The following is a 12122-nucleotide window of genomic DNA, read 5'->3' on the forward strand; positions in this document are numbered from 1 at the left end:
GTGTCGGCCAGGCACTGGGTCTCCACGTGGCGGGGCTTGTCGAGGTAGCGCTCGACGAAGCACTCGCCGCGGCCGAAGGCGGCCACCGCCTCGCGTACGGCGGAGTCGTACAGCTCGGGGACCTCCTCCAGGGTGCGGGCGACCTTGAGTCCGCGGCCGCCGCCGCCGAAGGCGGCCTTGATCGCGATCGGCAGGCCGTGTTCCTCGGCGAAGGCGACGACCTCGTCCGCGCCGGAGACGGGGTCGGGGGTGCCGGCGACCAGGGGTGCGCCGGCGCGCTGGGCGATGTGGCGGGCGGCGACCTTGTCGCCCAGATCGCGGATGGCGTGCGGGGGCGGACCGATCCAGACCAGGCCCGCGTCCAGGACGGCCTGGGCGAACTCCGCGTTCTCCGACAGGAATCCGTACCCGGGGTGGATGGCGTCCGCGCCCGACTCACGCGCGGCTCTGAGGACCTTCTCGATGTCCAGATAGCTGGTCGCGGGGGTGTCACCACCCAGGGCGAACGCCTCATCAGCGGCGCGGACATGCAATGCGTCCCGGTCCGGGTCCGCGTAGACGGCCACGCTCGCGATCCCGGCGTCCCGGCAGGCCCGGGCCACGCGGACAGCGATTTCGCCACGATTGGCGATGAGCACCTTGCGCACGATTGAGGCTCCCTCCTTGAAACAAGCCGAGTTTAGGGACTGCCGACACGGCACTTCGACCCGTCCCCAATGGTGAGCTTGCCCACACGGAGCGTGATTCGAGGCTCGCTCGACCCCCGAAAGCCCTTGTAGTACCGAGGTACGCAGGACTCCTTGGGCAAACCCTAGCCCTCCCATGTGGCCAAGGTCTCTGTAAGAGCGTGCTGCGGGCCACTCGGTTTCTTTGTGGAGTCCCTACTAATGGCCCAATGATTCTTTGCTCGTGCCGGAACCCTTGTGGCGAGGTTTACCGGTTAGTAGCGTTCGGAGCGTCTCGAACGTACTTGGGGTAACGGCTGTCCTGTGCGACAGCGGTCGAAAAGGGGTGGGGGCCGGTGTCGGTGCGCAGGCCGGTGGCGTGGATCGTGGCGGTCGTGCTCTTCGCGGAGGCGGTCGGCGTCGCGGCGCTGAACTGGTTCCTGGGGATCGTCGTCGACCGGCAGGACATGTCCCTGGCCGGGCTGGACCCGGACACGATGTCCGTGTCCTCGAAGATCGGCGGGATCGTCTTCGGCCTGTACTTCGCGCTGTGCGCCCTGGTCGCCCTGCTCGTGGCGCTGCGCGACCGCCCGCCCGCGGGGCTCGGACGGATCCTGCTGATCAGCGCCGCCGTGGTGCACGGCCTGCTCGGCGCCTTCACCTGGGGCCTGGTGGGCCCCGGCGCCTTCGTCTTCATGATCGTCGTACTGGCCCTGATCGTGCTGCTGCTGATGACGTACGACGCCCGCGAGGCGCCCGCCGCCGGGCCGCGCCCCGAGGGCGGCGACGGCGGCAAGGGCGGTGACGGCTCCCCGGTCAGCTCTCCGCCGGCGCCCACAACTCCGTGATGCCGGTGCCCAGCTCGGCGAGGAGCCGCCGCAGCAGGGGCAGGCTGAGGCCGATGACGTTCCCGTGGTCGCCCTCGATGCCGTCGATGAACGGCGCGGAGCGGCCGTCCAGGGTGAACGCCCCGGCGACGTACAGGGGCTCGCCGGAGGCCACGTAGGCGGCGATCTCGGCGTCGGTGGGCTCGCCGAAGCGGACGACGGTGGACGCGGTCGCCGAGACGTGGCGGCCGGAGGCGGTGTCCCAGACGCAGTGGCCGGTCTGCAGCGTGCCCGACCGGCCGCGCATCGCCTTCCAGCGGGCGGTGGCCTCCTCGGCGTCCGCCGGCTTGCCGAGCGCCCGGCCGTCCAGGTCGAGCACCGAGTCGCAGCCGATCACCAGGGCGCCGCGCACCTCGGGCTTCGCGGCCACCACGGACGCCTTGGCCTCGGCCAGGGCGAGGGCCAGCTCGGCGGGGGTGGGGGCGGTGACGGCCTCCTCGTCGACGCCGCTCACGAGCACCTCGGGGGCGAGCCCGGCCTGGCGCAACAGGCCGAGCCGGGCCGGGGACTGGGAGGCGAGGACGAGTCGGCGGCGGGGCTGCTGGTCGGTCATGGGGCCAGGGTATCGGCGCCGCCCGGGTCGGCGGGGCCTCAGCGCAGGCCGATCACGATCATCGCGAGGACCATGGCCAGCGCCAGGAAGACGCTCAGCCGCCGCAGCATGTCCTGCATGTCGCGCAGTTCCTCGGGCGGCTCGTTCTCGGGGTCGGACCACAGCATGTCACCAGCGTGGGGCTTGGCCGGGGGGCTGGGCTTGAGTACGGGTACCTAGATCGGGGCGCGGGGTTGCAATGTGCGCGGTTCCCCGCGCCCCTGAGTGGGCTGTCCTCAGCTCGGCCAGTAGGTGCGGCCCCATGAGGCCGGGCCCGGGTGGGGCAGCCGGTGGGTCGCGATACGGGACGGGTCCGACCAGGCGTCGCGTGGGGCCTCGGTGGTGGACGGCTCCTCGGATGCCGTCACCGCGCGGGCCCGCACCACCGCCAGGGCGGCGGCCAGTTCTTCCGGGGTGGGGTTGCCCCGTACGACCTTGATGGTCACAGCGGCTCCTTACAGGGGGATGTTGCCGTGCTTCTTCGGGGGCAGGGACTCCCGCTTGGTGCGCAGCTGGCGCAGGCCGCGGACGATGTGGCGGCGGGTGTCCGACGGCATGATCACCGCGTCGACGTAGCCGCGCTCGGCCGCCGTGTAGGGGTTGAGGAGGGCGTCCTCGTACTCCTGGATGAGGCGGGCGCGGGTGGCCTCGACGTCGTCACCGGCGTCGGCGATGGTGCGGCGGTGCAGGATGTTGACCGCGCCCTGGGCGCCCATGACGGCGATCTGGGCGGTGGGCCAGGCCAGGTTGAGGTCCGCGCCCAGGTGCTTGGAGCCCATGACGTCGTAGGCGCCGCCGAAGGCCTTGCGGGTGATGACCGTGATGAGCGGGACCGTGGCCTCGGCGTAGGCGAAGATCAGCTTCGCGCCGCGGCGGATGATGCCGTCGTGCTCCTGGTCGACGCCGGGCAGGAAGCCGGGGACGTCCACGAAGGTGAGCACGGGGACGTTGAAGGCGTCGCAGGTGCGCACGAAGCGGGCCGCCTTCTCGGAGGCGGTGATGTCCAGGCACCCGGCGAACTGCATGGGCTGGTTGGCGACGATGCCGACGGGGCGGCCCTCGACGCGGCCGAAGCCGGTGAGGATGTTCGGCGCGAACAGCGGCTGCGTCTCGAAGAACTCGGCGTCGTCGAGGACGTGCTCGATGACGGTGTGCATGTCGTAGGGCTGGTTCGCCGAGTCGGGGACGATCGTGTCCAGCTCGGCGTCCTCGTCCGTGACCGTGAGGTCCGCCTCCTCCGGGAAGGCGGGGGGCTCGGAGAGGTTGTTGGACGGCAGGTAGGACAGCAGCTGCTTGACGTACTCGACGGCGTCCTTCTCGTCGCCGGCCATGTGGTGGGCCACGCCCGAGGTGGAGTTGTGGGTGCGGGCGCCGCCCAGCTCCTCGAAGCCGACGTCCTCGCCGGTGACCGTCTTGATGACGTCGGGACCCGTGATGAACATGTGGCTGGTCTGGTCGACCATCACCGTGAAGTCGGTGATCGCGGGGGAGTACACCGCGCCGCCCGCACACGGGCCGACGACCAGGCTGATCTGCGGGATCACGCCGGAGGCGTGGGTGTTGCGGCGGAAGATCTCGCCGTAGGCCCCGAGGGAGGCGACGCCCTCCTGGATGCGGGCGCCGCCGGAGTCGTTGATGCCGACGACCGGGCAGCCGGTCTTCAGCGCGAAGTCCATGACCTTGACGATCTTCTGGCCGTAGACCTCGCCCAGCGCGCCGCCGAAGACGGTGAAGTCCTGGGAGAAGACGGCGACGGGACGGCCGTCGACGGTGCCGTAGCCGGTGACGACGCCGTCGCCGTAGGGGCGGTTGGCGTCGAGGCCGAAGTTGGTGGAACGGTGCCGGGCGAACTCGTCCAGCTCGACGAAGGAACCCTCGTCGAGCAGGAGGTCGATGCGTTCACGAGCCGTCAGCTTGCCCTTGGCGTGCTGCTTTTCGACGGCGCGTGCGGAACCGGCGTGCGTCGCTTCCTCGATACGGCGCCTGAGATCCGCGAGCTTGCCCGCGGTCGTGTGGATGTCGGGCTGCTGCTCTTCCGGCTCGGACATCGGGATGCGGCTCCCTGCCTGCTCAAAAGGGGGGACGGTTACTCGTTCGTAGAGTAGTAGGGGCCCTTCCGATCGGCAGTGCGGTGTTTCCCACACCTAGGGTGGGTTGCATGACGCCCCGAGACTCCTCCGACGCATCCGACTCCCCGAACGGCCGGTGGTCCGACCTGGACCGGCCGCCCCTCAACGGCACCGCCCTGCGCCGGGGCCTGGTGCGGGAGAAGGGCCTGTGGCGGCAGGTGGACGTGGTGCAGCGCACCGGCTCCACCAACTCCGACCTCGTGTCGCGGGCCGCCGGGGAGGACCTGGCCGAGGGCGTGGTCCTGGTCGCCGAGGAGCAGAGTGCCGCGCGCGGGCGCCTGGACCGGCAGTGGACGGCACCGGCCCGCTCCGGGCTCTTCTTCTCCGTGCTGCTGCGGCCCGCCGAGGTCCCCGTGACCCGCTGGGGCTGGCTGCCGCTGCTCACCGGCGTCGCCGTGGCGACCGGGCTGTCCCGCGTCGCGGGCGTCGACACCGCCCTGAAGTGGCCCAACGACCTGCTGGTGACCGTCGGCGACGAGGAGCGCAAGGCCGGCGGCATCCTCGCCGAGCGGGCCGGGGACGACGGCGTCGTCATCGGCGTCGGCATCAACGTCTCGCTGCGCGCCGACGAGCTGCCCGTCCCGCGGGCCGGGTCGCTGGCCCTGGCCGGAGCCGCGAACACCGACCGGGACCCGCTGCTGCGCGGGGTGCTGCGGTCGCTGGAGGACTGGTACGGGCGCTGGCGCGAGGCAGGCGGCGACCCGGCGGCCAGCGGGCTCCAGGAGACGTACGCGGCGGGCTGCGCGACCCTCGGGCGCGTGGTGCGGGCGGAGCTTCCGGGGGACCGATCGCTCGTGGGGGAGGCGGTGGCCGTGGACGGGGACGGCCGGCTGGTGCTGGCGACGGAGGCGGGGGTGCAGGAACCGGTGGGAGCGGGGGACATCGTGCACCTGCGGCCGGCGTGAGCGCGGCCCCGGTGCCCGCTCGCGGTGCGGGCCGCACGGGAGTGAGCTGGGGCACACCTGACGTAAAGTTGGGGCCGGTCGAACCTGACCGCGGCAGATCGGAAAGGCAACAGGCGTGACCGTCGACGACACCGGCTCCGGCGCGGACGGGGACGGCCGGGTGGACCCCGAGCCCGCCCCGGACTCCGCCGATTCCGGCGATGACCCGCTCGCGCTGCGCCTCGAAGGGCTCATCCTGGGCGCCGAGCGCCGCTACACGCCCTTCCAGGCCGCCCGCAGCGCGGGCGTCTCCATGGAGCTGGCCTCCCGGTTCTGGCGGGCCATGGGCTTCGCCGACATCGGCCAGGCCAAGGCACTCACCGAGGCCGACGTCCTCGCCCTGCGGCGGCTGGCCGGTCTGGTGGAGGCGGGGCTGCTGAGCGAGGCGATGGCGGTGCAGGTCGCCCGGTCCACGGGACAGACCACCGCCCGGTTGGCCGAGTGGCAGATCGACAGCTTCCTGGAGGGCCTGACCGAGCCCCCGGAGCCCGGGATGACGCGCACCGAGGTGACGTATCCCATCGTCGAACTGCTCCTTCCCGAACTGCAGGAGTTCCTCGTCTACGTCTGGCGGCGCCAGCTCGCCGCCTCGGCCGGACGGGTCATCCAGGCCGGGGACGACGAGGAGATGGTGGACCGGCGCCTCGCGGTCGGCTTCGCGGACCTGGTCGGCTTCACGCGGCTGACCCGGCGGATGGAGGAGGAGGAGCTCGGCGAGCTGGTCGAGGCCTTCGAGACCACCTCCGCCGACCTGGTGGCCGCCCGCGGCGGACGGCTGGTCAAGACCCTCGGCGACGAGGTGCTGTACGCCGCCGACGACGCCGGTACGGCCGCCGAGATCGCCCTGCGGCTCATCGAGACGATGGCCAACGACGAGACCATGCCCGAGCTGCGCGTCGGCATCGCCTTCGGCACGGTCACCACCCGGATGGGCGATGTCTTCGGCACCACCGTCAACCTGGCCTCCCGGCTCACCTCGATAGCCCCCAAGGACGCCGTCCTCGTCGACACCGCCTTCGCGGAGGAGCTGATCCGCACCCGGGACGCCCCCGCCTCGGAGGCCGCGGCCGCCGAGGAGGCCGCCGCGGCGGAGAAGGAGGGCGTGGAGCCGCCGGTGTACCGGTTCGCGCTCCAGCCGATGTGGCAGCGCCCGGTGCGCGGTCTCGGCGTCGTCGAGCCGTGGCTGCTCACCCGCCGGGGCGAGGACGGCGGAGAGGCGTAGGCCGCCCGGCCCGTACGTCGACCGTTCGGAGCGCCGGCACCCGGGACGACCCGGGTGGGCGACTGACGGGCACTCCGGGCCGGATGTCCCTCAGCCGCCCAGCAGGTCGACGCAGAGGCCGATCACGGGCACGCACAGGCCGGGGTCGTCGGGTTCCGGCACCGGATCGGGCGCCGGGGGTGTGCCGCGGTCCGGTGGCGGGGTCGGCGTGGGCCGGGGCGCGGGACGGTCGGACCCCGAGGGCGACGGCGTGCCCGGGGCCCGGGTGCGGCCGTCGGACCCGCCCTCCCGTTCTCCCCGCTCCTGCCGGTCCGCCGGCCGTCCTCCGGCGGTGTCCGGAGCGCCGGGCGCGGACGTGGCCGCGGGCGGGAGGGGCGCGCCGCTCGCGGACGGGCCCGGCGCGAGCCCGGGTACGAGGCCGGGCCCGGGGGATCCGCCCAGGCCGCCCATGACGGACGTCGCCGACGGGCCCGCCTCGGGAGAGCCGCGACCGGTGCCCGAGGCGGCCGCCGCGGACTCCGGGTCCTGCGCTGCCGTGTCCCGGCCGCCGCCCTCGACGCGCGGCGCAGCCAGGGCGCCGTGCCCGCCGCCCACGTCACCGCCCGGCTCGGGCAGCAGGCGTACGAGGCTGAGGGCGCCGGCCGCCAGGGCGAGACCGCCGGCCGCCAGCACCACCTTGCGGGGGCGGGGCCGGCGGTGCCGGCCCCGGCGGATCCACGCGTACCGCGGCTCCGGCCGCGGCCCGGCGGCCGGCCCGCCGGTCGTCGGTATACCGGTCGTCGTCATGATCCCTCCCCGGTGCGCACGCGCCCCGCTGCGCCCTGGCGGAGCGAGGCTACGGGCTGCCTCCGGCCGGAGGAGGACGGTCGGCCGCGTGTCACCCGAACGGGTGGATGGGGTCGTGCGGGGAGCTGGCGCGTCCGCTCTTCCCCCGGGCGGGCCCGCCTGCGATGATCGGTCGGTCGACTTGTTAACACGCGTTAACCGGAGGGTGTCATGAGCGAGGAGCGGTTCGGAGAGTTCGTCCTGGTGCGCAGGCACGGGGACGGCCATGTCGCGGAGCTCGCACTCGACCGGCCCAAGGCCATGAACGCCGTCTCGACCGCCATGGCCCGGTCCCTGAGCGCGGCCTGCGCGGCGCTGGGCGAGGACCGGGGCGTGCGGGTGGTGGTGCTGACCTCGACGCACGAGCGGGCGTTCTGCGTCGGGGCGGACCTGAAGGAGCGCAACTCCTTCTCCGACGCCGACCTGCTGCGGCAGCGGCCGGTGACCCGGGGCGCGTACACGGCGGTCCTCGAACTGCCGCAGCCGACGATCGCCGCCGTGCACGGGTTCGCGCTGGGCGGCGGGTTCGAGCTGGCGCTGGCGTGCGACGTGATCGTGGCCGACCGTACGGCCGTGGTGGGGCTGCCGGAGGTGTCGGTCGGGGTGATCCCGGGCGGCGGCGGTACCCAGCTGCTGCCCCGCCGGGTGGGGGCGGCGCGAGCGGCCGAGCTGGTGTTCACGGCGCGGCGGGTCGCGGCCGGGGAGGCGCGTGAGCTGGGGCTCGTGGACCAGCTGGCGGACGAGGGGCGGGACCGTGAGGACGCGCTGGAGCTGGCCTCGCGGATGGCCGCGAACTCTCCCGTGGGCCTGCGGGCGGCCAAGCGGGCGCTGCGGCTCGGGCACGGGCTCGACCTGCGCGCGGGGCTCGAGGTCGAGGACGCGGCGTGGCGGTCGGTGGCGTTCTCGGGCGACCGGGCGGAGGGCGTGGCGGCGTTCAACGAGAGGCGGGCACCGCGCTGGCCGGGCGAGTGACGGCGGGCAGGTGCCGCGGCCGTCGACACTCGCCCGGTTCGCCCTGCTTGAGTAACGTTTCTTCGTGAATCTCCCTAGCCTGGAGTGATGGGTGACGACAGGCGGCTCGCGGCCGTGGTGGCGCTTGCGCAGGGGATGGCCGCCGCGCACAGCGCGCGTGAGGCGTGGCGGGCGGCGGCCGTCGGCGGCTGCATGGCGCTCGGCGGCAGCTTCGCCGCGCTGTCGGTGTGGGAGCGCGAGCTGGGCCGGCTCCGGGTGCTGGTGAACGTCGGCCGGCGGGCCGAGGACGAGGAGGAGTTCCCGGAGGACGAGTCCTACCCGGTGCACCAGTTCGCGGAGATCACCGAGTTCCTGCACGAGCGCTGGGCGGGCGGCGGCGAACCCGACGCCTGGGTCGAGACCGCCGAGGGACCCGCCACCGGGAGTCCCGGCTACGTCCACCAGCGCGTCGCCGCCCTGCGCCGCCGGGGCCGCGGCTGCTGCGTGGTCGCGCCGATCGTGCTGCACGGGAGGGCGTGGGGCGAGCTGTACGTGGCCCGCCCGGTGGGGGAGCGGGTCTTCGAGCGGAGCGACGCCGACTTCGCCACCGTGCTGGCCTCCGTCGTCGCCGCCGGGATCGCGCAGACCGAGCGGCTGGAGGAGGTCCGGCGGCTCGCGTACACCGACGCGCTCACCGGGCTGGCCAACCGCCGCGCCGTCGACTCCGCGCTCGACGAGGCCGTCGAGCGGCACCGCGTGGAGGGCGTCGTCGTCAGCCTCGTCGTCTGCGACCTGAACGGACTCAAGCGGGTGAACGACACGCACGGACACGCCGTCGGGGACCGGCTCCTGGAGCGGTTCGGGTCGGTGCTGTCGCTGTGCGGGGCGATGGTGCCGGGAGCGCTCGCGGCCCGGCTCGGCGGGGACGAGTTCTGCCTGCTCGCGGTCGGGCCGTCCGCCGACGCGGTGGTCAAGGCCGCCGAGGAGCTGTGCCGCCGGGCCGCCGAGCTGGCGCTGGGTGACGGCGTGGCCTGCGGGGTCGCGTCCACGGAGGACCCGGTCGGTCCGGTCCGCTCCGCCCGCCGGCTCTTCCGGCTCGCCGACGCCGCGCAGTACCGCGCCAAGGCGGAACGCTCGGCCGGGCCGGTCGTCGCCGGCCGCGAGGGGCCGGACGACCCCGTGGTGCGGCTCGCCGACGAGCCTTCGCGGGAGGAGGACGGGGAGCGTCGGCGGTTCCGCGGGCGGCACTCTCCGTGACGCCGGTCCGGTAAGGGGCGCTCCGGGTGTGCATCCGTGACGTACCCCCTCGTGACATCATCGAATTCACTGCGTACGCTCCTGAATATGGATATGCACACTGTGGTGGTGGGGACGGCCGGGGTCACCGCGGCCGACGTCCTCGCCGTGGCGCGCGGCGGCGCCCGGATCGAACTCTCCGACGACGCGGTCGCCGCCCTGGCCGCGGCCCGCGGCATCGTGGACGCACTGGCCGCCAAGCCGGATCCCGTGTACGGCGTGAGCACCGGCTTCGGCGCCCTGGCGACCCGGCACATCAGCCCCGACCTGCGGGCGCAGCTGCAGCGCAACATCGTGCGCTCGCACGCCGCCGGGATGGGCCCGCGCGTCGAGCGCGAGGTGGTCCGCGCGCTGATGTTCCTGCGGCTGAAGACCGTCTGCTCCGGCCACACCGGCGTGCGTCCCGAGGTCGCGCAGACCATGGCCGACGTGCTCAACGCCGGGATCACCCCGGTCGTGCACGAGTACGGCTCGCTGGGCTGCTCCGGCGACCTCGCCCCGCTGTCGCACTGCGCGCTGACCCTCATGGGCGAGGGCGAGGCCGAGGGCCCCGACGGCACCGTGCGGCCCGCCGGCGAGCTGCTCGCCGCGCACGGGATCACCCCGGTCGAGCTGCGCGAGAAGGAGGGCCTCGCCCTCCTCAACGGCACCGACGGCATGCTCGGCATGCTGGTCATGGCCCTCGCCGACCTCGACACCCTCTACAAGTCGGCCGACATCACCGCCGCGCTGTCCATGGAGGCCCTGCTCGGCACCGACAAGGTGCTCGCCCCCGAGCTGCACGCCATCCGCCCGCACCCGGGGCAGGCGGCCAGCGCCGCCAACATGGCCGCCGTGCTCAAGGGCTCCGCGCTGACCGGGCACCACCAGGACGACGCCCCGCGCGTCCAGGACGCCTACTCGGTGCGCTGCGCCCCGCAGGTCGCCGGTGCCGGACGGGACACCATGGCCCACGCCGGCCTGGTCGCCGAGCGCGAGCTGGCCGCGGCCGTCGACAACCCCGTCGTCCTGCCCGACGGCCGCGTCGAGTCCAACGGCAACTTCCACGGCGCCCCGGTCGCCTACGTCCTGGACTTCCTCGCCGTCGCCGTCGCCGACCTGGGTTCCATCGCCGAGCGGCGTACCGACCGGCTGCTCGACAAGAACCGCAGCCACGGCCTGCCGCCGTTCCTCGCCGACGACGCGGGCGTCGACTCCGGACTGATGATCGCCCAGTACACGCAGGCCGCGCTGGTCGGCGAGCTGAAGCGGCTCGCGGTACCGGCCTCCGCCGACTCCATCCCGTCCTCCGCGATGCAGGAGGACCACGTCTCCATGGGCTGGTCGGCGGCGCGCAAGCTGCGTACGGCCGTCGACAACCTCAGCCGCGTGATCGCCGTGGAGCTGTACGCCGCCACGCGCGCGATCGAGCTCCGCGAGGGCCTCGCCCCGGCCCCGGCCTCGCGGGCCGTCATCGACGCCGTACGGGCGGCCGGCGTCGAGGGACCCGGCCCGGACCGCTACCTGGCGCCCGACCTCGCCGCGGCGGACGCGTTCGTGCGCGCCGGGCACCTGGTCGCCGCGGCGGAGACGGTCACGGGGCCGCTGCGGTAACCGGCGGTGACGTGCGGGAGGGGGCCCCGGTGTGACGCCGGGGCCCCCTCGTGCCGTCCGCGCACGCCCCGGACGGTCGGGAAGTTCACTCGCGGGTCAAGAAAACCAAAAGAAAGCCAAAAGACCGTCAGGTCCGCTCAGAAACCGAGGCGTTCCCGGCGCACCGAGTAGCCCACGAAGCCGGCGCCGAGACCGAGGCAGACGGCGCCGCCGACGACGTACGGCGTGCTGTCGAAGCTGCCGGTGTCGGCCAGCCGGGTGGTGCCCTCGCCGGTCGCCGCCGTGTCCGTGGAGGTGTCCGCGGAGACGGCTCTCGCCTGGGCCGTGACCTGCGAGGACGGCGTCGCGGCCGCGGACTCGAGCACCGGTGCCTCGGGTGTCGCGTTGGCCGACGGGACGAACCAGAGGGCACACAGCAGGCCGCCCGCGGCGGTGGCGGTCAGCAAGGAACGGCGAGCGGATGACACGGAATATCGATCCCCTTGTGGCGCTGGCGAATTGGCCGTGTGGGCAGATGTTAGTGAAAGGCGCGGGTCACAGGAAAGTCACGCGAGGGGTCGGCCTTACGCTCCGGACATGAGCACTCCAGAGACATCACGGTTTGTACGGATTCGCGTCGAGCTGGTCCTCGAGATCGACGACGAGGAGGCCGTCACCGGAGCCGCACTCCAGGCCCTCGCCGACGACACCGAGCTGTCCGGCGCGGAGCGGGCCGACTCCGAGCGTGCTGTGACGGAGGACACCGCAGAGGCGCTCGCCCACCTGGTGGACCCGTTCGACCTGGTCAGCGCGGTGCCCGGGGTCGAGCTCCAGCAGGCCTCCTGGAGCAGTGAGCAGATCGACTACGACCCCGACTCCCCCGAGTGGAACCTCGGCGAGGATGATGGCGACGAGAACGACCTGGAAGACGACGAAATGACGGTCGGCTGACGCGGTGTGGGGAAATTCCCGGCCCCGGGCGGCAACCGCCGTCCGGGGTTTCCTCGTCTCACGGTGCGCACTGACCGACACCTCCCCG

14 protein-coding genes are annotated in these 12122 nt (G+C 73.5%); 7 read left to right on the top strand and 7 right to left on the bottom strand.

Features of this window, described 5'->3' with window-relative positions:
* The coding region (locus EV562_RS13565) for a biotin carboxylase N-terminal domain-containing protein (RefSeq protein WP_279588485.1) at nt 1–647 on the bottom strand (647 nt) is incomplete at its 3' end.
* A 374-nt stretch (nt 648–1021) separates the two neighbouring features.
* On the opposite strand from EV562_RS13565, the gene EV562_RS13570 reads away from it, so the two are divergent.
* Entirely contained in the window at nt 1022–1513 is a 492-nt protein-coding gene (locus EV562_RS13570) for a hypothetical protein (RefSeq protein ID WP_133887064.1), read from the top strand.
* Here the strand turns inward: EV562_RS13570 and EV562_RS13575 are convergent.
* The 4 genes from EV562_RS13575 to EV562_RS13590 all read right to left on the bottom strand — a co-directional run bounded on the left by EV562_RS13575 (nt 1482) and on the right by EV562_RS13590 (nt 4192).
* Nucleotides 1482–2105, bottom strand: a complete 624-nt coding sequence (locus EV562_RS13575; protein ID WP_133887065.1) for a nucleoside triphosphate pyrophosphatase — start codon at nt 2103–2105, stop codon at nt 1482–1484. The genes EV562_RS13570 and EV562_RS13575 overlap by 32 nt on opposite strands.
* A 38-nt stretch (nt 2106–2143) precedes the next feature.
* Nucleotides 2144–2272 (bottom strand): hypothetical protein, encoded by a 129-nt coding sequence (locus EV562_RS35890; RefSeq protein ID WP_133887066.1) that lies wholly within the window; start codon nt 2270–2272, stop codon nt 2144–2146.
* 108 nt (nt 2273–2380) lie between these two features.
* Complete coding sequence (locus EV562_RS13585) at nt 2381–2590, bottom strand: acyl-CoA carboxylase subunit epsilon (RefSeq protein ID WP_133887067.1); 210 nt, start codon at nt 2588–2590, stop codon at nt 2381–2383.
* A 9-nt stretch (nt 2591–2599) separates the two neighbouring features.
* Nucleotides 2600–4192, bottom strand: coding sequence for an acyl-CoA carboxylase subunit beta (locus tag EV562_RS13590; RefSeq protein ID WP_133887068.1), 1593 nt, complete (start codon nt 4190–4192; stop codon nt 2600–2602).
* A gap of 110 nt (nt 4193–4302) precedes the next feature.
* Between EV562_RS13590 and EV562_RS13595 the strand changes: the two genes are divergently transcribed.
* Together EV562_RS13595 and EV562_RS13600 are read left to right on the top strand one after the other, a co-directional pair.
* Entirely contained in the window at nt 4303–5178 is an 876-nt protein-coding gene (locus EV562_RS13595) for a biotin--[acetyl-CoA-carboxylase] ligase (protein WP_133887069.1), read from the top strand.
* Between the two features lie 115 nt (nt 5179–5293).
* The gene (locus tag EV562_RS13600) at nt 5294–6439 is read left to right on the top strand and encodes an adenylate/guanylate cyclase domain-containing protein (protein ID WP_133887070.1); all 1146 of its coding nucleotides are present in this window, start codon (nt 5294–5296) and stop codon (nt 6437–6439) included.
* 90 nt (nt 6440–6529) lie between these two features.
* Here EV562_RS13600 and EV562_RS13605 read toward each other — a convergent pair whose 3' ends face one another.
* Complete coding sequence (locus EV562_RS13605; RefSeq protein WP_243860057.1) at nt 6530–7225, bottom strand: hypothetical protein; 696 nt, start codon at nt 7223–7225, stop codon at nt 6530–6532.
* A gap of 210 nt (nt 7226–7435) precedes the next feature.
* On the opposite strand from EV562_RS13605, the gene EV562_RS13610 reads away from it, so the two are divergent.
* The 3 genes from EV562_RS13610 (at nt 7436) to hutH (ending at nt 11104) form a co-directional block, all read left to right on the top strand.
* Nucleotides 7436–8236, top strand: coding sequence for an enoyl-CoA hydratase-related protein (locus tag EV562_RS13610; RefSeq protein ID WP_133887071.1), 801 nt, complete (start codon nt 7436–7438; stop codon nt 8234–8236).
* Nucleotides 8237–8323: 87 nt separating this feature from the next.
* A complete protein-coding gene (locus EV562_RS13615; RefSeq protein ID WP_166661764.1) occupies nt 8324–9472 on the top strand; it encodes a diguanylate cyclase in 1149 nt (382 codons plus the stop codon).
* 93 nt (nt 9473–9565) lie between these two features.
* Entirely contained in the window at nt 9566–11104 is a 1539-nt protein-coding gene (gene hutH / locus EV562_RS13620; RefSeq protein WP_133887445.1) for a histidine ammonia-lyase, read from the top strand.
* Between the two features lie 137 nt (nt 11105–11241).
* Here the strand turns inward: hutH and EV562_RS35070 are convergent, their stop codons facing one another.
* Nucleotides 11242–11571, bottom strand: coding sequence for a hypothetical protein (locus EV562_RS35070; protein WP_166661765.1), 330 nt, complete (start codon nt 11569–11571; stop codon nt 11242–11244).
* A gap of 109 nt (nt 11572–11680) precedes the next feature.
* Between EV562_RS35070 and EV562_RS35075 the strand changes: the two genes are divergently transcribed.
* Complete coding sequence (locus EV562_RS35075) at nt 11681–12034, top strand: hypothetical protein (protein WP_166661766.1); 354 nt, start codon at nt 11681–11683, stop codon at nt 12032–12034.
* The last annotated feature ends 88 nt before the right edge of the window (nt 12035–12122 follow it).

Origin of the sequence: Streptomyces sp. BK208, assembly GCF_004364245.1 — a bacterium.
In the GTDB taxonomy this organism is placed as follows: domain Bacteria; phylum Actinomycetota; class Actinomycetes; order Streptomycetales; family Streptomycetaceae; genus Streptomyces.

Coding starts and splice junctions, on each gene's coding strand:
- EV562_RS13575 (WP_133887065.1), bottom strand. CDS start 2,105: ATGACCGACCAGCAGCCCCGCCGCCGACTCGTCCTCGCCTCCCAGTCC.
- EV562_RS35890 (WP_133887066.1), bottom strand. CDS start 2,272: ATGCTGTGGTCCGACCCCGAGAACGAGCCGCCCGAGGAACTGCGCGAC.
- EV562_RS13590 (WP_133887068.1), bottom strand. CDS start 4,192: ATGTCCGAGCCGGAAGAGCAGCAGCCCGACATCCACACGACCGCGGGC.
- EV562_RS13595 (WP_133887069.1), top strand. CDS start 4,303: ATGACGCCCCGAGACTCCTCCGACGCATCCGACTCCCCGAACGGCCGG.
- EV562_RS13605 (WP_243860057.1), bottom strand. CDS start 7,225: ATGACGACGACCGGTATACCGACGACCGGCGGGCCGGCCGCCGGGCCG.
- EV562_RS13610 (WP_133887071.1), top strand. CDS start 7,436: ATGAGCGAGGAGCGGTTCGGAGAGTTCGTCCTGGTGCGCAGGCACGGG.
- EV562_RS13615 (WP_166661764.1), top strand. CDS start 8,324: ATGGGTGACGACAGGCGGCTCGCGGCCGTGGTGGCGCTTGCGCAGGGG.
- hutH (WP_133887445.1), top strand. CDS start 9,566: ATGCACACTGTGGTGGTGGGGACGGCCGGGGTCACCGCGGCCGACGTC.
- EV562_RS35075 (WP_166661766.1), top strand. CDS start 11,681: ATGAGCACTCCAGAGACATCACGGTTTGTACGGATTCGCGTCGAGCTG.